Source organism: Natronobacterium gregoryi SP2 (genome assembly GCF_000230715.2).
Taxonomy (GTDB): Archaea; Halobacteriota; Halobacteria; order Halobacteriales; family Natrialbaceae; genus Natronobacterium; species Natronobacterium gregoryi.
The window spans coordinates 3,714,346-3,733,777 of record NC_019792.1 but is presented as its reverse complement, the minus strand read 5'-3'; the positions used below and the strand labels follow the sequence as shown (position 1 = coordinate 3,733,777).

Below are 19,432 nucleotides of genomic sequence, written 5' to 3'. Positions count from 1 at the left end.
ACAGCCGTCGTGCGATCGCCACGAGAACGGCAGCCAGATTTACGTCTCTCGTCGATACAGTTGCGTCTCCAGCGGTTCGCCGTATAATGTAACCGTCCGGTGGTCAATCTGGGTAAATCCGATCGACTCGTAGAATGCACGACCTCGTTCGTTGGCGGATAGAACTTCCACGAACAACTCGTCGATCTCCCCCGGGATCGCTTCGCGTCCGGTTTCGAACAGCGACGTCCCAATCCCTTCTCTCCAGAATCTCGGGTCGAGATAGAGCGATCGAATTTGGCAGCCATCCGACTCGACGAACTCGTGTGTATTGTCCTCTCCCCAACAGAAGTTGATCAGTCCTGCAACCTCGTCGCCGGCGAGAGCGACGAAAAAGAGGAGTTCCTCGTCGTTGAGTTTTCGCTGGAACCGCTCTTCCGGATAGAACTCGGCAGGCCTGTCGGTCAGTTCGACCAGCTGTTCCTCACTAATCAGGCCGTCGTAGGCATCTCTCCACGAATTGGCAACCACCCGTTGAATCCCGGAAATATCGTCCGCAGTAGCCCGACGGATTGTCCGGTCCATACCTTTAGCAGAGTAATTTCCCTGATAAGTCTTTCACCGATACGAAACACGAGTTTCACCGATCGTCTACTGATCGTTCAGCAGCCGTTCGCGAGGAGCCGATCGAACCGCTGTTGGTGGGCGAGGAAGGCACAGAACGCGAAGGCGACGATCCCGAGGTGGACGGCCTCGAGCTGGATCACGAACGTCGTCACCTCGAGCGACATCGGCGGTGAGACGAGCGTCCACTCGATGAGTCGACTCGAGGCGAGCAACGTCGTTGCGCCGACGGAGAGCAATCCAGCGGGGATCAGAAGCGAGGTCGACGGAACGTCGTCGGCGTCGATTCGGAAGACGTGTCGCTCGAACGCGAACTGTCCCACGAAGAACCCGATCAGGACGGCGCTGGCGACGACGACGCCGGCCAGACCGCCGATGGTGTCGGCGACGAGCAGCCAGACGACCCAGCCGGCGGTGAAGCCGACCGCAGCGGTGAGCCGGCGTGGCTGGAGGAGATCACCCAGCGTACTCACGGTGGCCTCGAAGAGACCTGCTCGCAGGAGCGCGCCACAGAAGAGAATCCCGAGGCCGGCGAGCGCCGTCGACGCCGTCTGTGCGTCGGCGACGAGCCAGAACCAGAGCCCGACGGCGACCGACTCGAGCGTGGCCGTCGAGATCGCAGCGGTGGTGCCGACGACGCGGCGTCGGGTCGTTCGCCCGAGCACGCCGGGTTGGCGAATGACGCTCATACTTTCCGATAGTCGACTACCCGTTTCGTTATGCAAGACATTACTCGATTCGAACGGGCTCCGTTCGAAACTTCATAGGTGGGTAACCTGCTGTTTCTGGACTCGTCCCCACTCGATCGATGATCTCGGCTCGTCTCGAGGACGCCCGCTCGGATACCGACTCCGGAACGGCGCGTTCGGGGGTCGTGTTACCACACCGTGCTCGCTTTCGTTCGGTAGTAACACTTCTGTTACTTCCTCACCTGGCACCGTCCAACGCCAGTTTCGGTGAGTAGGGAATCGATAACGCCGTCATTGGCCGCTGAATCAGTCGAAACGTTGAACAGGATTATATGCACCGAAGTGGTCCGTGCGGATTATGCCGGAAACGGAGCAACAGGACAAGACGCTGTCCGAACTCGTCGTCAAGGAAGCAGTCGGCAAGGGACTCGATAGTCCGCTGCGTGAGTCGATTCTCGAGGCCGTCGAGGAGACGGAAGGCTCCCCTCGCTCGAGTCGACTCCCGCTTGCAGGTGCGGTGTTCGGTCTGGGTGCGGCGGTCGGCTACCTCGTTGGCCAGCAGTCCGGAGAGTTGCTGGAGCGCTCTCTCGACGAACTCGAGGAACCCGAGGTCGTCGAAGAGGCCGTCGAGCGGACGGACGGGCTCACTGAGGAAGACGGAGACGAAGACGAGGGCGAGTTGATGGAGATGGAAGACGAGGGTGAGGAGGATGGGTCCTCGATGCTTCCACGAATCCTGCTCGGACTGGGTATTCTTGCCGGTGCCGTGATTCTTCGGCGGCGTCTGAGCGAGAGCGACGAGGAAGAGTGGGAGCCGATCGAGGAGTTCGAGCCAGCGACCGACGTCGGCGGTGACGAGGACGAAGCCGAAGAGACAGACGAGCGCGACGCGGAAGGGGAAGACGAAACCGAAGAGACCGAAGGGTAGTTTTCTCTCGTTTCTCTCACGTCGGTCTGTGGCCGGCCCGGTTTCGTCTCTCGGTCACGAAGGAGCTAAGAGGGCGACGCCGACAGTGTGAAACCAATGGAGACGACCCATAGAGTCTTCGTCGGCGACGCCCGCGATCTCTCTGGCATCGAAGATGACACCGTCGAACTCGTCGTCACGTCGCCGCCGTATCCGATGATCGAGATGTGGGACGACCTCTTTACCGATCTCGATCCTGCCGTCGGCGACGCTCTCGAGTCGGGGGACGGTCGCCGAGCGTTCGAGGCGATGCACGCCCAGCTCGATCGGGTCTGGGACGAACTCGAGCGGGTCCTCGTCGACGGGGCCATTGCCTGTATCAACGTTGGCGACGCGACGCGGTCGATCGACGACAGTTTTCGGGTCTATCCGAACCACGCCCGTGTGCTCGAGGCCTTCGAGTCGCGAGGGTTCGATCCGTTGCCGGACGTTCTCTGGCGCAAGCCGACCAACAGTGCCGCGAAGTTCATGGGTAGCGGTACGCTGCCACCGAACGCCTACGTCACGCTCGAGCACGAGTACGTCCTGATCTTCCGCAAGGGCGGGGAGAAACGCGATTTCGAGCCGAAGGCCGATCGTCGCTACGAGGCGGCCTACTTTTGGGAGGAGCGAAACCAGTGGTTCTCGGACGTCTGGACCGATGTCAGGGGCGAACTGCAGGTCCTCGAGGACGACGAACTTCGTGATCGGTCGGCTGCGTATCCCTTCGAGATTCCCTATCGGCTGATCTGTATGTACTCGGCCTACGGCGACACCGTGCTCGACCCGTTCTGGGGGACCGGCACCACGTCGCTTGCGGCGATGTGTGCCGGCCGGAACTCGGTCGGCTACGAACTCGAGTCGGAGTTTCTCGAGGTCTTCGAGGACCGCGTCGCGGCCGCACCCGATCTCTCGCGGTCGGTCGGACGGGCCCGTCTCGAGCGCCACCGCGAATTCGTCGACCGTCGCCGCAAGGAGGAGAAAGAGTTCGGCTACGAGGCCGACCACTACGAGACGCCGGTCGTAACGAAGATGGAACGCGGGCTACAGTTCCGCGAAGTGGCGGGAATCGATCGGCTGGACGACGACGAGTCGACTGGCTATCTGGCCGAGCACGTGCCGCTCACACTCGAGTGAGAACCCGGCAGAAAGCGGCTGCTTCACTAGCGTTTTTGGGTGTCGTCTACACTCACACGCCTATGGACGACTCTATCGATCTGGATCGCTTCGACTCGAGACGCTCGACAGCCTACGGGAACCGGGGAATGGTCGCGACGAGCCAGCCCCTCGCCGCGGAAGCCGGCCTCTCCGTGCTCCGTGACGGTGGGAACGCCTTCGACGCCGCAGTCGCCACTGCAGCCACGCTCAACGTCGTCGAACCGACCTCCACGGGACTGGGCGGCGATGTCTTCGCGCTCTACCGTACCGCAGACGGCGAGGTCGGAGCGATGCGCTCCTGTGGTCACGCTCCCGCAGAGGCGACCATCGAGAACGTAAAAGGAGCACTCGAGGAGACCGACGACCTAGAGCCGTACTATCCCGAATCCCGCGGTTACGCCGTCGACAGCGACGAGGACACCGACGAACTCGGAATGCCGTTTCTCGGACCACACGCCGTCACGGTTCCCGGTACCGCACGCGGGTGGGAGACGACGGTTCAGGAACTGGGACGACTGAGTCTGAGAGAAGTTCTCGAGCCGGCGATCCACTACGCGATGGAAGGCTATCCCGTCTCGGAGGTCATCGCCCACCACTGGACGGGCGCGGAGGAGCTGTTTACCGACGATCACGCACGCGAGGCCTACCTCTTCGACGGCGAGAGCCCCGATCCGGGCCAGACAGTCACGCTCCCGCGGCTCGGCGAGTCGCTCCAGAAAATCGCCGAACACGGTGCCGACGTCGTCTACGAGGGTGAGATCGGCGACGCGATCGTCGCGGAGATCCAGTCTGCCGGCGGCTTCATGACCCACGACGACCTGGCGAGTTTCGAACCCGAGTTCGTCGACCCCGTCAGCACGACCTACAACGGAGCCGAGATCTACGAACTCCCGCCGAACAACCAGGGGCTGCTCGCACTCGAGGCGCTGAACGTCGCCGAGGAGATCGGTGCCGGCGAGTACGAGTACGACTCGCCCGACCGAATCCACGCCTTCACGGAGGCGATGAAACTGGCGTTCGTCGACGGCCACCACTACGTCACCGACCCCGAGTTCGCGGAGATCCCACCGCTCGAGTCCACGTCCTACGCCCGCGAGCGCGCACAGGCGATCGGTGACGAGCCGATTTCGAACCCCGAGGTCGGTGTCCCGAACGCAAATGCCGAGGACGCAGACACCGTCCTGCTGACCGTCGGCGACGAGGAAGGGAATCTCGTCTCCTACATCAACTCCCGCTTTGCCGGCTTCGGGAGCGGACTCGTGGCGGGCGAGACGGGCATCGCGCTGCAGAACCGCGGTGCCTCGTTCTCGCTCGACCCCGACCATCCCAACAGCCTCGAACCGAACAAACGGCCGTTTCACACGCTTGTGCCGGCGGTCGCGAAACTGGACGAGGACGACTGGATGGCCTTCGGCGTCATGGGGGGATACATGCAGCCCCAGGGCCACGTCCAGGTCGTCTCGAACCTCGTCGACTACGGGATGACTCCCCAGGCTGCACTCGACGCACCACGGTGGCGCTACCGCGAGGACGGAACCGTCGGCGTCGAGGAACGGCTGCCGAAGAAGGCAAAACTCGCGCGGCGAGGCCACGATGTCGGCATCTTGCCGCCCGTGATGTTTGGCGGCGCACAACTCGTCCGTCGGCAGGGTGACACGCTCGCTGGAGCGACGGAGCCGAGAAAAGACGGCGTCGCGATCGGGTACTAGCCCCTCTAGCGCCGGGACGCGAGATCGGCGGCCAGTTACCGTTTTTACAGATAAACAAGGCGAGTGCCTCGGGGCTTGACCCCGAGGCGGTTCACCTGCCAGTTCGTGTTTACACTGCCACCGGTGGCGGGTCACGCCTGCACGGCTGTATCGAACCCGACCGTATGGGGCCGGTTCGACGTAGCGATCGACGCGTGGAACGGTACTAGTACCGTCCCAAGTCTACTCTGACTAGTGCACTCTACTTTTCATCGAGAATCGTGATTGGTTTGGGCCAGCTCTCAACTAGTTGATCCACGCTTGGGACGGTACTAGTGCTTTGGCAAGCCTGAACGGATGAGTGAAACCGAATGCAGTCGTCTGGGTTCACTCAGCAGTCCACGCTTGGCGGAGTACTAGTGGCGGGCCAAGCCTGAACTGATGGGTCGAATCTGGCGGTGTCGCTCGATTCGACCCGTCAGTCGACGGTTGGGACGGTACTAGCGAGCGCGGAGCGTAATTTCCCCCAGAATCGTCGTCCGAAACCCACCCTTGCCGCGTTCGACGAGTCCTTTCTCGCCCAGTGTCTCGATCACGTCGGCTGTCGACGGTGCTTCTTCCGGAAGCACGTTCGGGATAGAATCGGGCTCGAGTCCGACCTGGATGGCGCTGAGCGCGTTCTCTTCGGCCGTCGAGAGCGCGAGCTTTTCCGCTTTCCCGCGAGTGTCACGGTAGTCGCTCTGGAGGTACTGCCCGAGAAGCTGTAGCTTCCGAGTGTCGGGGGCAGCAACGATCGTCGTCGTCGGCCGTGTCCCGTTCCGGTAGGTCCACTCGACGGACGGGTAGCTGGTCCGAAACGTCTCCTCGGTCTCGTACCGGAGATGGACGACCGAAGACAGGTCGATCGAGAGCGACCCTTTCTTCGTGGAAAACACCGCTTTGCCGCGTTTCGCTGAAATCTTGGCTCGCCGCGGTGACGGCTCGAGCATCCGGCCACTGCGTCTCGCTGGATGGTACAGCACGACCGTCGTCCCGCGAAGCAACAGGTTCGTCAACAGCAGCCGGAACTTCTCGGCCATCGCTCCCTCTTTTTCGATGTGGAGCGATCGACCGCCCTTTTTCGTCCTGTACTTGATAGTGATCGTGTTCGAGAAGAACCGTTCGAGCTTCCCCGAAATCGAGTTCATCGACACGTGGACGATCCGATCGGCCGGAATCGCGACCTTCTCGTTGCTCGAGACCGCGACGAGCCGGTCGTGGGTGAGGAGCACTCGACAGCGAACCGGCTTGTTGCCCCCCATTCGGGGCGTAACGACCCGGCCGGTAAAGTCCGCGATGACGGAGTCTCCCATACGACCTATCCGACAATCCGTGCATCATCAATTAAGTGTTAAGTCTCGATTCGCCATTTCGACCCGTGAATCATATCGGTCGAATTGTCCCGGCCCGTAGCCACCACGAGTTGTTGCCAATCGAATGAACGGCAAGAGTCAGATAATCCAACACCTGATATAACACTCATTAGATGTTTTGTCGAGAGACGTCAGCGAGACGGTGTCTCTGACGCGAAAACGACGGACACCCGGAGCGGCCTTACCGTAGCTCTCCGCTCACCAGATCCAGCGCGTCGTCGATCCACTCCGGAAGCGGGCGCGTCGGCGGATCTCGGTCGACACAGCGCCCATCTTCGAACTCGAGGACCCACTCGTCTTGCCCGTGTTCGATCGTGACCGTCCGTCGACTCCCCTCACCGTAGGCCACCTGGAGAGCGGCCTCGTTTGGCACTTCGGACGGAACGTCGTGTCCGAGGTCGTTACGGAGGTTAATCCGTCGCTCGATGGTCGTCATGACAGCCGACTGTTGGCACGACGCTCTCTTAAATCGACCGCGGGTTCCAGTTCGTGGGAAATATCGTGTCGAACAGACACATGGGACTCCCGGTAAGGAGAGTTCCTCATGTGGGCATGTAACGAATCTGGGTAGTACCCGGGGAGAGCTCCGAACCACGGAAAGACGAGCGAAGCGAGTCGTTCCTGCCTTCACTTCGCTGCGCTCGGTGAAGACCTACGGGTTCGTCGCCTCGCGGGCACTGACTTACAGACTCGTCACTCACTCCGTTCGTGACATCGCGTAGAACGTTAGTGCCCGGGGAGGGCTCCGAACCCTCGATCTCCGCATGTCCCAGGTTCGAGGCTCGGCGGTCCTCGTGGGGACACGGAGGCTTCCAAGGCGTACCGCACCGAATCTCTGAACCCTATGAGTGCGGCGCTATGTCCAGCTAAGCCACCCGGGCTCACTCTTCCGTTGTGCGGTTTGGCTCTTTAACCTTCTCATTCGAGATCGTTGTGCAACGGGGACCCACGGATTTATCACAGGGCCTTGCGAAACGTTTCGCCATGAGCGTTCCCGGCATCGTCCAGTCTACTCTCGGCAGTGAAGAGATCGCAGCGCGAGTCTCTCTCGGCGGCGACGACGAACTTTTCGTTACCTCTACGCGTACACTCGTCTACCGTGCCGACGGACTCCTGAGCGACGAATCGGTCGAGGAGTATAGCCACGACGCCGACCGACTGACACTCTCGGAAGGCCGTCGAAAGACCAAATTCACCCTCGAGTACTCACTCGAGGGCACCCAGAAGTTCACGATTCCCTCGAGTAAGACCGACGCCGTCCTCCATCCGGTGCTTGCCGGTATATTGAACGGTAACGAAATTACCGAACCAGGCGAGACGGTCGTCCAAACATACCGGTTTAGTGAACTCACGTTGATCATCACCAGCGAACGGCTCGTCAAACACATCGGCGGGGCAGTCTGGGACGAGGACTACCAGGAGTATCACTTCTCGGATGTGACCGAACTCGCTTTCGAGGATGGTAGCGTCGCAACCCAGATCGTTCTCACCGTCGACGGCCGCCCACAGCGGATCAAGGCTCCCAACGAGCAGGCAAACGACCTCCGCGAGCGACTCAAGCGAGCGCTGTTCGACTACTACGATGTCGACTCACTCGAGGAACTCAACGAGCTGGTCGGTGAGAACGAAGACTGGGACGACGGGTCCGAAGACCGTACTGCTTCGATGGACTTTGGCGACAGCGTCGACCCGCTTTCGTCAGATTCCTCGGAGCAAGACGCCGTCGAACCCGACGTGACGACGGCGGAGGACGACGCAAGCGCGGAGCCGACCACGGAGTCGACCACGGACCCGCTCGCTGCCGACAACGCCGACGTCAAGACGACAGGTGACCGATCCGAACAGCCCCGATCGACCACCCAGCGACGGACACAGACGGACAGTCAACAGCAACCCGAACGTACCGAGTCTCGAACCGAAGAGATCGACGACGAGTTCGAGCCCGCAACCGTCGAAACCGCAAACGTCTTCGACGCGGAATCGAAAGATATTGACTCTCGGACGCAGCCACCGGCGACAGCTGACCCAGACTCGAGTGCAAGCGACGCGGAGACCACGAAGACGGACCCCGAACTCCTCGAGCGTATCGACGCACTCGAGGACGCCGTCGAGCGCCAGAGTGACGTCATCGACGAGCAACGACAGATGATCGAGCAGTTGATCGCCGAACTCCGCCAGGGCCGGTAGTCCGGTCGCAAGCGTTCGACTTTGACGGATCGTTGTAACGGTTTCTCAGCCCGATCACGACCCAAAGCGACGTGGTTGCACCGGAAATAACGTACAGCAAACCGTCTCACTCTCTTCCCGTCACCTTCCGGATACACGACGAGCCAAAGGGTCCGAGTTCGCCCGCTTCGAGGTCGACGAAGTGACCGGTCGACAGTTCCGACCCACAACGCTTGCAAGTGAACTCGCCTTCCTTGGTGATCACCTCACTACCGAACCGCACGTACTGGCGGCTCTTCGGGCGAACGATACCGTCTTCACGGTCGATAATCCCACGGAGTTCGGCCTCGTCGAGGATCGTTCGAGTGACTGTTGGATCTGCCGTGACGGTTTCGATCCGATCGACGACGGCTGGAAGCGGAAGTGACTCGTGTTCGAGTCGTTCGAGCAGAGCGAGGCCGAGTGCGACCCGGTCGTCGTCGTACTCACGGCCGCCGCCGTCGCCTTCCGTCTCGCTCCCGTCGTCGCCAGGCATCGACCGAGATGTCGGTCCGTACCGACTACTGTCTTTTGGGCTCGGCCGGCGAGCACAAAGCCTTCAACACTCGAGGCAGAACTCGAATCGATGTCGTTGCCGTCGGTCTCGCGCCGGGCGATAGCTGGAGTCGTCGTCGCCGGCGTGGTTGTCGTTGCCGGATTCTTGCTGTCGCCGTCGGCAGCCACTGGAATTATCGAGTCGATCTCGAACGATCCGTCTCTCTTCGCTCTGGCCGTGGCCGGCCTCTATCTGATCCGGCCGGCGTTTGCCTGGCCGACGACGCCGCTCGCGATGGTCGTCGGCTACGGCTACGGCGTCGCCCTCGGCGTTCCGGTCGCTCTCGTCGGCGTCGTCGTGACCGTCCTCCCGGTGTTTCTCGCCGTTCGCTGGCTCACGACCGACGACGGCAGAGGGACGGCCTGTGACGACGATATTCTCGAGCGGGCCGGCAACGTGGTCGCCCGATACTACGAGACTACCGGTCCACTTCGAGGAGTCACGGCGTCGCGGCTGGCACCGATACCGTCGGACGTGTCGACTGCTGCTGCGGCGATTAGCGGCGTCCGACTCCGGCACTTCGTGACAGGGACCGTACTTGGGGAGGTACCCTGGACCGTCGCTGCGGTCGTCGTCGGCGCGTCAGCTTCGACGGCTACGACCGGTGGACTCGGCGAAGTCGGGCTGGCACTCTCAGTCGCGTGTGCACTCGGTGCCGTCGTCTTGCTCGCACAGCCGACGTACCGTCTGTTGCAGCGTCGACGACGCAATCACCAGTCACAGTCCTCGAGTCGCCCGCCGGGCGGTTAAGCAGTTTCCGTCGTCAATTCTCGGCGTCGCGGTTTCCGTCGGTTTCCGAAGCCATGTCTCGCTTCACGTTGGCATCCCACCAGTTCGAAGACGTGTCGTCTTCGCGGTCCTCTTCGGTCTGGTCCTGGGCCGACTTCGACCGTGGCTTTGGAGCCTGGCGCTCGAGAAACGTCGGCCGGCGAATCCGTCGCGTACTGTCGACGTAGAATGCGTCGATGTCGAGTCCGCGAAGCGGCCGCGGCAGTCCGAACGTCTCGTCGAACTCGGTCGACGCCGGCGTCTCGCTCGGATCGATCGTCGTCTTCTCCTCGACGAGTTCTTCCCAGATGTCTTCGTCGCGCTCGGCGCGGGGCCGCTTTGCACCTGCTTTCTCCTTGCCTTTCTGGTAAGCAATCTCGACGAAACTCCGATCGTACGTCGAATCGACCGCCTCCGTGAGCCGCTCCAGTTCTCCGGGGTGCTCCGATCCCAACTGTTCCGCAACTCCCAGTGCGAACGCCCGACGGATAACGTGGTCGCGATCCTCGAGCGTCTCCCAATCGGTGCCGAAGTTGCGTTCGTACATCAGGACTTGATCTTCTCGGTCGGGTCGACACAGAGCCCGTTCTCCGTGAACTCGGCCTCGCGGATGTCACAGTCGATCGGCGTCCCCCGCATCTTGATGAGCTGGAGGCCGCGAGTCATCCCCCCCGACTCGAGGTAGTTGTGCATGAACACGACGCCGTGGGCGAGATAGTGGCCGTCGGAGTAGGAGGTCGGATCGGTCATCTCGGAGATCAGCAAGACGGTGACATCGGCCCGCTTGAGCTTCGTCAGGAACGTCACCAGATCCCCAGTCTCGTCGGAGAAGTAGTACTCGAGCAGCATCGTCGAGTCGATCACCAGGCGGTCGACGCCTTTCGACTCGACGAACGAGACGAGCTTGTTCGAGAGGTTCTCGACGCTCGAGGGCCGATCCGCGTTGGAGTGAGAGGAAGACAACAGCAGCCGTTTCGTCTCGGCGTCGAAGACGTCGAGGAACTTCAACTTGCCCGAGGACAGCGCCTGCTCGAACCCGAACTCGAAGTTCGACATGTCGGTGACGAGTTCCTGTTTCGACTCGTGCATGCTCAGATACAGGCCGGTTTCACCCTCGAGTGCGCCTTTCGTGAGCGCCTGCGCGCAGAAGGTCGTTTTTCCGCTACCTGGCGGGCCGCTGATGATATAGAGCCGATCCTTCAGCAGTCCACCGTCGACCAGCTCGTCGAACCCCGGTACGCCCGTAGGTACTCGCATCGTTGAATCGAGGGGGTTTCACGGCTAAATACGTTCTGGCAATGGAATATTATATCAGGAGATCCAACTACTCCTGCTACCAGAACGTGTCCGAACAGTCGTAGACGACTCCGTGCTGTGGACAGACGTACTTGCAGTGGCGTTCGTACAACGGTTTACTACACTGTGGACACGGCCGGCCACCGGTCTCTTTGCCAGCGTCGTCGGCTCCCATACGCAGCTGTTAGCGTTGTGGCGTGCTAAGTGCTTCGAGCGTTCGCCGAGAGAAGAGACGGCAGTCAGGAGGCGACTACGTCAGCACTCGCTCCAGCCACAGGATTCGCAGGTTTTGCATCCTTCGGAGTAGTACAGCGACAGCGAGCCACAGTCGGGACACTCGGGGGATTCACCAGCATCGATGAGATCCTGGGTCGCATCCTGGCTCTGGTTCGGGTCCGCGTCGTTCGCGGCAGGTGCCGTCCCAGTGCCACCGTCGGTCTGTGGACCGTCGTATCCCGGCGATTCCGCCGACTCCTCGAGTGTCTGCTGGGTCGGATACGGCTTGTCGATCTCGTCGTCGAGGTAGCGTCGTAGCGCGGTGCCGATTGCGTCGGGAATCGACTGGATCTGTTCACCCTTGTCCCACGCGATCTTCGGGCTGCGGGTACCGCAGAGTTCGTCGACCATCTCTTCTGGGTCGACGCCCGAGCGCAGCGAGGTCGAGATGACCTTCGCCAGCGCCTCGGTGAAGGAGTTGGTAAAGCCACCCGAGTGACCGATGTTCGCGAACAGTTCGAACGGCTGCCCGGTCTCGGGGTCCTCGTTGATCGTCACGTAGAGTTTCCCGTAGCCGGTGTCGATGCGCTGGCTAACACCCTGTAGGGCGTCGGGCCGGTCGCGTTTCTCGGTGAAGTCGACCTGAACGGGCTCGGTGCCGTCGCCACCGACCTCGCCGACGCCTTCTCCGAGAACGTCCGTGACCTCTTCACTCTCGAGGAACTCCTCGAGGCCGCCGAAGATCTCGTCGATCTGTTCGACGAGCGTCTCCGCGGCTTCGGTCTCGTCGGCGAACTCGGTGTTGTCGGCACGGGTCGTCAGCACCTGCTTCGATCGGGTGCCGTCGCGGTAGTAGGTGACGCCCTTGCCGCCGTGCTTGTAGATGTACTCGAAGACCTCTTTGGCGTCTTCGACCGTCGAGTCGTTGGGGGCGTTGACGGTCTTCGAGATCGCGGAGTCGACGCCCTCCTGGCAGGCGACCTGGATACCGGCGTGTTCTTTCGCCGAGAGGTCGCCGGTCGTGACGAACAGTTCGCCGATAGCGTCCGGAACGGTCGAGAGGCCCTCGACGCCGTTGAACTGGTTTGTTGCCATCTGCTCTTGGGCCTCTTCTTTCACCGCCTCGACGTCGATATCGTTGTCCTCCAGCACACGGAGGAAGTAGTCGTCGAACTCGACTAACATCTCGTCGCCCTGGACGTCGTCGGAGACGTTCTTGTAGTAGGCGACGTTGTAGATCGGCTCACAGCCGCCGGTCGTATTGCCGACCATGCTCGTCGTGCCCGTGGGTGCGATGGTCGTCGTGTTGTGGTTCCGGATCGGGAACCCGTCCGCCCAGTCGTCGGCCTCGAGGCCGGTCTGGTGCTCGAACCACTCGCGGTACTCGGTCGGGCTCGCGTACTTGGACTTGCCCCACTCCTCGAAGCTCCCGCGCTCTTCGGCGAGTTCGTGGGAAGCCCACTTCGAGGTGTGGTTGATGTGGGTCATCAGCTGGCGTGCGACCTCGTTGGAGGCGTCGCTACCGTACTCCATTCCGAGCTGGATGTACAACTGGGCGAGGCCCATGATGCCCAGCCCGATCTTGCGCATCTCCCGGACCTTCTGTTCGATCTTGTCGACCGGGAAATCCGACATGGTGACGACGTTCTCCAAAAAGCGCGTCCCCATCTCGATACGGTGGTCGAACTCCTCGAAGTCGACTGCCTCCGTGAGGAAGGCGTCGACGGCCTCCTCGATCGAGTCGTACTCGTCGCCGTGCTCGTCGTACCAGACGCGCCAGTCGGGCGCCTCGAGGTCCGCGAGCGTCGAGAGGTTGATGTGACCGAGGTTACAGGCCTCGTACTCCTCCAACGGCTGTTCTCCACAGGGATTTGTCGCTAATATTCTATGTTCGGGGTGCTTATCTATATCGAACGAGTGCTGTTTGTTGACGCGCTCGAGGTAGATAACGCCGGGTTCACCGTTCTCGTGGGCGCCCTCGACGATGTCGTCCCAGAGTTCTTCTGCGGGAACTGATAGTTCTTCGCCGACCTCGACGTGTTCGCCGAGGCCGAACATCTCGTAGAGCTCTTTGGTCTCTTCGGTCGCGATATGTGGTTCGCCGGTGCGGGGGTTGGTGAACGTGAACTTCTCGCCGTTCTGGACGGCCTCCATGAAGTCGTCGGTGATGCCGACGGAGATGTTGAAGTTCGAGAGGTGGCCTTCGACGGCGTTCCGGAGGTGTTTGGGGACTCGACCCTCGTCGTCGATGAGTTCACGGGCCTCCGCTAAGGCGTCCTGGAAGGAGGTGTGCGTGTAGTCGTCGGGGTCGTTGAGCCGCAGCGTCTCTGCCAGCGAGACATCTTTGTTCTTGGCGTGGATGAACTGGATGACGTCGGGATGGGAGACGCGCATGACGCCCATCTGTGCGCCCCGTCGCGCGCCACCCTGGGCGATTGTCTCGCACATCTGGTCGTACGTGCGCATGAACGTGATCGGCCCGGAGGCGATGCCGCCGGTCGAGCCGACCGCGTCGCCGTAGGGGCGGAGCCGCCAGAAGGCATAGCCCATGCCACCGCCGCTCTGGAAGACCTGTGCGGCTTCCTTGGCGGTCTGGTGGATGTCGTCGATGTCGTCCTCGGGAGAGTCGACGAAACACGCCGAGAGCTGCTGGAGCTCGTCGCCGGCGTTCATCAGCGTCGGCGAGTTCGGCATGAAATCCAGGTTTGCCATCATCCCCTGGAACTCCTCGGCGACCGACTCGACGTGTGGCTGCACGTCGTCGGGGAGGTCGGGAACGACGGTCTCGTAGGCGAACTTGTTGACGTTGTAGACGGAAAGTGTCGTTTCGGCGTCGTCGTCGGCAGTGACGCCCGCGCCGAAGACGTCCGCGGCGAGCTCGTCGCGCCGTGGGTGGTCGGGCTTGAGCTGATCGGGCGTGACCGTAATCTCGACGCCTTGTTTCTCGGCCTCGTAGACGGCTTCCGCGAGCGCGATGTTCTTCCCGACGCGCTCGAAGAGGTCCTCCTGTTCCTCGATGAGGTCCCCGTCGGCGTCCTTGCGGAGATACCGAGCCGGGAGGATATTGTGGTAGGCGTTGCCGGTCAGCCGCTCCTCGAGAGTCTCTCCTTCAGTTCGCTTGATCGGGAGTGTGAGTTCCTCCGCGCTGAGGTCGCTCTGGCTCATGCGCGACACACCTCGCTGCTAACCCCTCGCTGGGTGACGATTCTGCCGTGGGTCCGGGTCCTGGCTCTCATCATTCGTAACGAAGGTTCGGTATTCGTGCATCCCTCATAAACCTGTCCTAGCTGTCCCATTTTTATTGGATTAGTGCAACGTGGCTTTCATAGATGTCTCTGTGGAATTTGTTCGACAGTCGACCGCGGCCGGCGAGACGGCCGTGTCTTTCCTCGTTGGGTCCTACGTCCGCGGTGGCCTTAACGATTTACAGAGCACCCTGAAAGTGGACGAAACTGTCACTCATCACCTCGCCCTCCTGCGGCTTTCTCTTTCAGACACTCTGGTGACCTCTTCGCTTTCGATTCAGTCACGACATCCAGAAAGATTACGGCACTGGGGGACGGAGTGGAGGTATGCTCGAGCCATTGACATCCTCGACGGCCCTCCTCGTGCTGGCTGCCCTCGCGGCCTTCGCGGTCGCCGTCATTGCGATCCGAATCGCGATCAAACTCGCCGTCCGAGTCGGTATCGTCGCTGCAGTCGTGCTGGCAGCGATGTACGCGACGGGGACCCTCGAGTTGCTCCCCGGCGTCTGATCGGAACGAGCAACTCCCTTTCTCGCCGTTATATAATCGAGAGGAAATTCTCGACGACGTCGTGTCCGGCAGCCGTAAGCACGCTCTCCGGATGAAACTGGACGGCCTCGATCGGGTGTTCTCGGTGGCGAACGCCCATTACGAGCGTTTCTGAGCCGTGTTCTGCCGTCGCCGTCACTTCGAAACAGTCGGGCACCTCGGTTGCGACCAGCGAGTGGTACCGCCCAGCACGGAACTGCTGTTCTACCCCCTCGAAGACGCCCGCACCGTCGTGGTCGACCGCCGAGGCCTTCCCGTGGATCGGCTCGGGTGCCCGGCCGACGTTCCCGCCGTAGGCGTAGACTGCCGCCTCGAGACCCAGGCAGACCCCAAGCGTCGGAACGTCGGGACTGATCTCGTGGAGGACGTCCATCGTCACGCCCACGTCGCGGTCGTTTCTCGGATGGCCGGGGCCCGGACTGACGACGATCGCGTCTGGATCGACCGCGCGGACGTCCTCGAGTGCGGCGGTGTTCTTGACGATCTCGGTCTCAGTGTTTGGCTGCTGGCTGACATACTCGACGAGGTTGTAAGTAAACGAGTCGTAGTTGTCGACAAACAGGACTCGAGTCGTCCCGCCGTCGGCCTTCTGGGTCGTGGCCGACATCATCGACGCACCTCCGGTTCGGGTGGCTCGCAGTCGCCGATCGAATCGGTCTCGTCGGCCGATCGTTCGATCTCCTCGAGTGCAGCAAGGACGCCGCTCATCTTTTTCTCGGTCTCCTCGTACTCGCTTTCGGGATCGCTGTCGGCGACGAGTCCGGCACCGGCCTGGACGGTGATCCGGTCTCGTCCGTCGTCGACGGCTGCTCGCGGGTCGTTTCTCCTCGCTCGCTTTTCCGCGGCGCGTGGCGCCGCGACACTTTCTACCGTCGCCGTCCGAATGACGATCGCGAAGTCCGCGTCGCCCGTCCAGGAGTAGTAGCCGACGCCGCCGCCGTACAGTCCCCGCGGTTCGGCCTCTAGGTCGTCGATAATCTCCATTGCACGAACCTTTGGCGCGCCCGACAGCGTCCCGGCGGGGAACGCGGCCCGCGTCGCGTCGAACGCGTCGGGAGACGAACTCTCCCGGGCCGTCGAACACGGTTCGGCCACGTCGGAATCCGTCGCCAGTCGGCCCGTCACCGTCGACTCGATGTGCTGGACGTGGCTGTACTTGAGAACGTTCATGAACTCGTCGACACGGACCGTCCCGGCCTCGGAGACCCGGCGAACGTCGTTTCGCGCCAGGTCCACGAGCATCGTGTGTTCGGCCCGCTCTTTCTCGTCGGCCAGCATCTCGCCCGCGAGCCGGCGGTCTTCGACGGGGCTCGTCCCGCGGTCGCAGGTGCCCGCGATCGGGTTCGACATGACCTCACGCCCGCGCACGGAGACTAACGTTTCCGGGCTGGCGCCGACGACGGTCAGGTCGTCGTGCTCGAGCAGGTACATGTACGGCGAGGGGTTGACCTCCCGCATCGCCTCGTAGAACCCGAGCGTATCGACGTCGCCGTACAGTTCTCGTTTCCGGGAGACGACGCCCTGGTAGATGTCGCCGTCGAGGACGTGCTCTTTGGCTTTCCGGACGCTCTCCTCGTAGTCGGCTTTCGAGCCCGCGGCCTCGTCCTCGCGGACGAAACCGTCGGTCTCTGGCCCGTCGCCGCCGTCCTCCCGCAGCGTCTCCGCCACCTCCCTGACCTCGGCCTGCATCTCGTCGTAGATCGCGTCCGGATCGTCGCCGGGCGCTACGACCGGCGTACAGACGAGCGAGACGGAGCCCTCGCGTTCGTCGAACGCGATCGTCTTCGTCGTCAAGACGAACTGCGCGTCCGGGAACCGCGAGTCGGGTCGCTCGAGGCCGACCTCCTCGAGCCAGAGGTCGTAGACCGCGTCGTAGGCCAGAAACCCGACGAGGCCGCCGGTCAGGTGCTGACGGCCGTGATTCGGCGCGTTCTCGAACCGCACGTCGGGCATCGCCGCTCGCAGCGCATCGACGGTGTCGGCGTCGTCCCCGACCTCGGTGTCGATCAATTCGAGGGGAGCGTCGTCGGACAGCGTCTCGACATCCGTTCTCTCGGGGCCGACCGTGACGACGGCCTCGGGATCGTAACCGACGTACGAGAAGCGGGCGTGGCGCTCCGCGCCCGCCGAACTAGGGCGGAACGCGCCGTCCGGGTCGCTCGATGCGGTCTTCTCCGCGCTCTCGAGCAGAAACGCGTACGGCGATCGGTCCCGGTCGCTCTCGGGTGTGCGGCCAGTGAGCGCCGCGTACGCACCCAGTGGCGTCGTCTCGGTCTCGAGGGTCGCGACGGTCCGGACGACGACTGGTCGATCCCCGCGGTCGACGTGTTCGCGGAAGGCCTCACGGTCGAGGTCGAACGTCGTCATGGGCTCGACTCCATCGCGGAGCGTGCGGTCGTGGCGCGTTCGACGAACGATTCGACTGCCGACTCGTCTTTGACGCCGCCGCTGGCCTCGACGCCGCTCGCGACGTCGACCGCGAAGGGATCGACCGTCTCGACGGCGTTTGCGACGTTGTCGGGTGTCAATCCGCCCGCGAGAACGACCGGCGACTCGAGGCCGTCCGCGACCGCCCGCGTTCGCTCCCAGTCGTGGGTCTCGCCGGTTCCACCGGCACCGTCGTCGTCGGCCGAGTCGATCACGAGCGCGTCGACGACTCCGTCGTAGCGCCTGGCTGTCGTCGGCGCGGCCGCGTCGACGGCGACCAGGACATCGGTGTCCGTCCTCGAGCGAACGGTCTCGAGGTTGCCGGGCTCGAAGCCGCCGTGGATCTGGACGGCGTCGGGGCCGACGGTCTCGACGAGGTCGATCGCGTGCGCGATGTCGTCGGGCATCGTCACGAGCACGGCGGTTACAAACGGCGGGACGGTCGCAGCCAGTTCGGTCGCCCGCTCGACCGCCACCTCGCGTGACGTGTCCACGGGAACGTCACAGACGATCCCAACGGCGTCCGCGCCGGCATCGACGACGGTCTCGAGATCCGGTTCGTTCGTCGTTCCACAGATCTTGACCCGTGGCCCACTCATCGTGCCTCCGGTTTCGGTGCCGCGAGCTGCTCGAGTTTCGCCGCAGCGCCGCCCTCCTCGATCGCTTCGCGAGCGATCGCTGTGCCTTCCTCGAGGGTGTCCGCCTCGCTGGCAACGTAGATCGCTGCGCCAGCGTTAGCGAGAATGACGTCGCGTTTCGCCCCGGTCACGTCGCCCTCGACGATCCCGCGCAGGTCGGCCGCGTTCTCCTCGGGGGTGCCGCCCGCGATATCCGAGATGTCGTGGCTCGAGAGTCCCAGGTCCGCGGGCTCGAGGGTGTACTCCTCGACAGTGTTGCCTGCTACTTCGGCGACGACCGTCTCGCCGTGGATCGCGATTTCGTCGGTACCGGAACCGTGGACGACCAGCGCACGCTCGACGTCCATCCGCGCGAGCGCGTCCGCGAGTGCGGGAACGAGGGCTGGATCGTAGACGCCGACGACCTGTGCGTCCGCGCCTGCAGGATTCGTCAGCGGTCCGAGCACGTTGAAGACGGTCCGCACGCCGAGTTCCTTGCGCGGTCCGATGACGGCTTTCATTGCGGGATGGAAAACAGGAGCGAGCATGAATCCGATGCCGTCTTCCTCGATGGCATCCTCGACGGCTGGCGGCTCCGCTTCGACGTCGACGCCGGCGACCTCGAGCACGTCTGCACTGCCCGACGACGAAGAGACCGAGTAGTTGCCGTGTTTCGCGATCGGGACGCCCGAGCCGGCGGCGACGACCGCACTCGTCGTGGAGACGTTGATCGTGTCGTAGTCGTCCCCGCCGGTTCCACAGGTGTCGACCAGCGGTTCGCGACCGGGCGAGATGGTCCGTGCCGCCTCGCGCATCCCTTCGGCGAAGCCAGCGATCTCGGCTTCCGTTTCACCTTTCGCTCGCAACGCGGCAAGTAACGCGCCGATCTGGGCGTCCGTCGCCTCCTGAAAGACGGCCGTCGATGCCGCTCGAGCGTCCGCCTGACTGAGATCTCCGCCGTTCGTGATTCGTTCAACGTACTCCTTCATACTGAACACCAATGTACGTAGTTGTCTTATAATGGGCAAATAAGTACATCAACTTAAGCGTGTCGGGG

At 62.7% G+C, this 19,432-nt stretch carries 19 protein-coding genes and 1 tRNA gene; 6 read left to right on the top strand and 14 right to left on the bottom strand.

Annotation, left to right across the window (positions count from 1 at the left end):
• Positions 1 to 39 precede the first annotated feature (39 nt).
• Both NATGR_RS18320 and NATGR_RS18315 read right to left on the bottom strand, forming a co-directional pair.
• Positions 40 to 564, bottom strand: a complete 525-nt coding sequence (locus tag NATGR_RS18320) for a GNAT family N-acetyltransferase (RefSeq protein ID WP_015233913.1) — start codon at positions 562 to 564, stop codon at positions 40 to 42.
• Positions 565 to 641: 77 nt separating this feature from the next.
• Positions 642 to 1,292 (bottom strand): hypothetical protein, encoded by a 651-nt coding sequence (locus NATGR_RS18315; RefSeq protein ID WP_005576010.1) that lies wholly within the window; start codon positions 1,290 to 1,292, stop codon positions 642 to 644.
• 358 nt (positions 1,293 to 1,650) lie between these two features.
• Here NATGR_RS18315 and NATGR_RS18310 point away from each other — a divergent pair, with 358 nt between their 5' ends.
• The 3 genes from NATGR_RS18310 to NATGR_RS18300 all read left to right on the top strand — a co-directional run bounded on the left by NATGR_RS18310 (position 1,651) and on the right by NATGR_RS18300 (position 5,105).
• Positions 1,651 to 2,220 carry a hypothetical protein gene (locus tag NATGR_RS18310; protein ID WP_005576007.1) on the top strand — a complete coding sequence of 190 codons (570 nt, stop codon included), beginning with the start codon at positions 1,651 to 1,653 and terminating at the stop codon, positions 2,218 to 2,220.
• A gap of 96 nt (positions 2,221 to 2,316) precedes the next feature.
• Positions 2,317 to 3,375: a DNA-methyltransferase gene (locus NATGR_RS18305; RefSeq protein ID WP_005576005.1), complete on the top strand. Its 1,059-nt coding sequence runs from the start codon at positions 2,317 to 2,319 to the stop codon at positions 3,373 to 3,375.
• A 62-nt stretch (positions 3,376 to 3,437) separates the two neighbouring features.
• Complete coding sequence (locus tag NATGR_RS18300; RefSeq protein WP_005576004.1) at positions 3,438 to 5,105, top strand: gamma-glutamyltransferase family protein; 1,668 nt, start codon at positions 3,438 to 3,440, stop codon at positions 5,103 to 5,105.
• Positions 5,106 to 5,584: 479 nt separating this feature from the next.
• On the opposite strand, the gene NATGR_RS18295 is transcribed toward NATGR_RS18300, so the two are convergent.
• The 3 genes from NATGR_RS18295 to NATGR_RS18285 all read right to left on the bottom strand — a co-directional run bounded on the left by NATGR_RS18295 (position 5,585) and on the right by NATGR_RS18285 (position 7,377).
• Positions 5,585 to 6,436, bottom strand: a complete 852-nt coding sequence (locus NATGR_RS18295; protein WP_005576002.1) for a CheF family chemotaxis protein — start codon at positions 6,434 to 6,436, stop codon at positions 5,585 to 5,587.
• A 241-nt stretch (positions 6,437 to 6,677) separates the two neighbouring features.
• Positions 6,678 to 6,932 (bottom strand): hypothetical protein, encoded by a 255-nt coding sequence (locus NATGR_RS18290; RefSeq protein WP_005576000.1) that lies wholly within the window; start codon positions 6,930 to 6,932, stop codon positions 6,678 to 6,680.
• Between the two features lie 294 nt (positions 6,933 to 7,226).
• Positions 7,227 to 7,377 (bottom strand) — tRNA-Met (locus tag NATGR_RS18285).
• A gap of 103 nt (positions 7,378 to 7,480) precedes the next feature.
• Here NATGR_RS18285 and NATGR_RS18280 point away from each other — a divergent pair.
• A complete protein-coding gene (locus NATGR_RS18280) occupies positions 7,481 to 8,683 on the top strand; it encodes a DUF7115 domain-containing protein (protein ID WP_005575998.1) in 1,203 nt (400 codons plus the stop codon).
• 106 nt (positions 8,684 to 8,789) lie between these two features.
• On the opposite strand, the gene NATGR_RS18275 is transcribed toward NATGR_RS18280, so the two are convergent.
• Complete coding sequence (locus NATGR_RS18275; RefSeq protein WP_005575996.1) at positions 8,790 to 9,197, bottom strand: DUF5830 family protein; 408 nt, start codon at positions 9,195 to 9,197, stop codon at positions 8,790 to 8,792.
• 90 nt (positions 9,198 to 9,287) lie between these two features.
• Between NATGR_RS18275 and NATGR_RS18270 the strand changes: the two genes are divergently transcribed.
• The gene (locus NATGR_RS18270; protein ID WP_005575994.1) at positions 9,288 to 10,007 is read left to right on the top strand and encodes a TVP38/TMEM64 family protein; all 720 of its coding nucleotides are present in this window, start codon (positions 9,288 to 9,290) and stop codon (positions 10,005 to 10,007) included.
• 13 nt (positions 10,008 to 10,020) lie between these two features.
• Here the strand turns inward: NATGR_RS18270 and NATGR_RS18265 are convergent, their stop codons facing one another.
• From NATGR_RS18265 to NATGR_RS18255, 4 genes are all read right to left on the bottom strand, one after another.
• Positions 10,021 to 10,572, bottom strand: coding sequence for a hypothetical protein (locus NATGR_RS18265; RefSeq protein ID WP_005575992.1), 552 nt, complete (start codon positions 10,570 to 10,572; stop codon positions 10,021 to 10,023).
• On the bottom strand, positions 10,572 to 11,282 hold the full coding sequence (locus NATGR_RS18260) for an RAD55 family ATPase (RefSeq protein ID WP_005575991.1): 711 nt from the start codon (positions 11,280 to 11,282) through the stop codon (positions 10,572 to 10,574). The genes NATGR_RS18265 and NATGR_RS18260 overlap by 1 nt, the downstream gene beginning before the upstream one ends.
• 76 nt (positions 11,283 to 11,358) lie before the next feature.
• On the bottom strand, positions 11,359 to 11,496 hold the full coding sequence (locus tag NATGR_RS20050; RefSeq protein WP_005575989.1) for an HVO_2523 family zinc finger protein: 138 nt from the start codon (positions 11,494 to 11,496) through the stop codon (positions 11,359 to 11,361).
• An 80-nt stretch (positions 11,497 to 11,576) separates the two neighbouring features.
• On the bottom strand, positions 11,577 to 14,702 hold the full coding sequence (locus NATGR_RS18255; RefSeq protein ID WP_005575987.1) for an adenosylcobalamin-dependent ribonucleoside-diphosphate reductase: 3,126 nt from the start codon (positions 14,700 to 14,702) through the stop codon (positions 11,577 to 11,579).
• Positions 14,703 to 15,109: 407 nt separating this feature from the next.
• Here NATGR_RS18255 and NATGR_RS18250 point away from each other — a divergent pair, with 407 nt between their 5' ends.
• Positions 15,110 to 15,292 (top strand): hypothetical protein, encoded by a 183-nt coding sequence (locus tag NATGR_RS18250; protein ID WP_005575986.1) that lies wholly within the window; start codon positions 15,110 to 15,112, stop codon positions 15,290 to 15,292.
• Between the two features lie 28 nt (positions 15,293 to 15,320).
• Here NATGR_RS18250 and trpG read toward each other — a convergent pair whose 3' ends face one another.
• Genes trpG through trpD form a run of 4 tightly spaced genes read right to left on the bottom strand, consistent with a single transcriptional unit; the run spans position 15,321 to position 19,364 of the window.
• Positions 15,321 to 15,938 (bottom strand): anthranilate synthase component II, encoded by a 618-nt coding sequence (gene trpG / locus NATGR_RS18245; protein ID WP_005575984.1) that lies wholly within the window; start codon positions 15,936 to 15,938, stop codon positions 15,321 to 15,323.
• Entirely contained in the window at positions 15,938 to 17,698 is a 1,761-nt protein-coding gene (trpE, locus tag NATGR_RS18240) for an anthranilate synthase component I (protein ID WP_005575982.1), read from the bottom strand. Before trpE ends, trpG begins: the two co-directional genes overlap by 1 nt.
• Positions 17,695 to 18,357 carry a phosphoribosylanthranilate isomerase gene (locus tag NATGR_RS18235; RefSeq protein ID WP_005575980.1) on the bottom strand — a complete coding sequence of 221 codons (663 nt, stop codon included), beginning with the start codon at positions 18,355 to 18,357 and terminating at the stop codon, positions 17,695 to 17,697. Before NATGR_RS18235 ends, trpE begins: the two co-directional genes overlap by 4 nt.
• A complete protein-coding gene (gene trpD, locus NATGR_RS18230) occupies positions 18,354 to 19,364 on the bottom strand; it encodes an anthranilate phosphoribosyltransferase (RefSeq protein WP_005575978.1) in 1,011 nt (336 codons plus the stop codon). The genes NATGR_RS18235 and trpD overlap by 4 nt, the downstream gene beginning before the upstream one ends.
• Between the last annotated feature and the right edge of the window lie 68 nt (positions 19,365 to 19,432).

Excerpts from the sequence above, each read along its gene's own strand:
- NATGR_RS18260 (WP_005575991.1), bottom strand. The coding sequence starts at position 11,282 with ATGCGAGTACCTACGGGCGTACCGGGGTTCGACGAGCTGGTCGACGGT.
- NATGR_RS18265 (WP_005575992.1), bottom strand. The coding sequence starts at position 10,572 with ATGTACGAACGCAACTTCGGCACCGATTGGGAGACGCTCGAGGATCGC.
- trpE (WP_005575982.1), bottom strand. The coding sequence starts at position 17,698 with ATGACGACGTTCGACCTCGACCGTGAGGCCTTCCGCGAACACGTCGAC.
- trpD (WP_005575978.1), bottom strand. The coding sequence starts at position 19,364 with ATGAAGGAGTACGTTGAACGAATCACGAACGGCGGAGATCTCAGTCAG.
- NATGR_RS18300 (WP_005576004.1), top strand. The coding sequence starts at position 3,438 with ATGGACGACTCTATCGATCTGGATCGCTTCGACTCGAGACGCTCGACA.
- NATGR_RS18250 (WP_005575986.1), top strand. The coding sequence starts at position 15,110 with ATGCTCGAGCCATTGACATCCTCGACGGCCCTCCTCGTGCTGGCTGCC.
- NATGR_RS18270 (WP_005575994.1), top strand. The coding sequence starts at position 9,288 with ATGTCGTTGCCGTCGGTCTCGCGCCGGGCGATAGCTGGAGTCGTCGTC.
- NATGR_RS18320 (WP_015233913.1), bottom strand. The coding sequence starts at position 564 with ATGGACCGGACAATCCGTCGGGCTACTGCGGACGATATTTCCGGGATT.
- NATGR_RS18235 (WP_005575980.1), bottom strand. The coding sequence starts at position 18,357 with ATGAGTGGGCCACGGGTCAAGATCTGTGGAACGACGAACGAACCGGAT.
- trpG (WP_005575984.1), bottom strand. The coding sequence starts at position 15,938 with ATGTCGGCCACGACCCAGAAGGCCGACGGCGGGACGACTCGAGTCCTG.
- NATGR_RS18255 (WP_005575987.1), bottom strand. The coding sequence starts at position 14,702 with ATGAGCCAGAGCGACCTCAGCGCGGAGGAACTCACACTCCCGATCAAG.
- NATGR_RS18315 (WP_005576010.1), bottom strand. The coding sequence starts at position 1,292 with ATGAGCGTCATTCGCCAACCCGGCGTGCTCGGGCGAACGACCCGACGC.
- NATGR_RS20050 (WP_005575989.1), bottom strand. The coding sequence starts at position 11,496 with ATGGGAGCCGACGACGCTGGCAAAGAGACCGGTGGCCGGCCGTGTCCA.
- NATGR_RS18310 (WP_005576007.1), top strand. The coding sequence starts at position 1,651 with ATGCCGGAAACGGAGCAACAGGACAAGACGCTGTCCGAACTCGTCGTC.
- NATGR_RS18290 (WP_005576000.1), bottom strand. The coding sequence starts at position 6,932 with ATGACGACCATCGAGCGACGGATTAACCTCCGTAACGACCTCGGACAC.
- NATGR_RS18280 (WP_005575998.1), top strand. The coding sequence starts at position 7,481 with ATGAGCGTTCCCGGCATCGTCCAGTCTACTCTCGGCAGTGAAGAGATC.
- NATGR_RS18295 (WP_005576002.1), bottom strand. The coding sequence starts at position 6,436 with ATGGGAGACTCCGTCATCGCGGACTTTACCGGCCGGGTCGTTACGCCC.
- NATGR_RS18305 (WP_005576005.1), top strand. The coding sequence starts at position 2,317 with ATGGAGACGACCCATAGAGTCTTCGTCGGCGACGCCCGCGATCTCTCT.
- NATGR_RS18275 (WP_005575996.1), bottom strand. The coding sequence starts at position 9,197 with ATGCCTGGCGACGACGGGAGCGAGACGGAAGGCGACGGCGGCGGCCGT.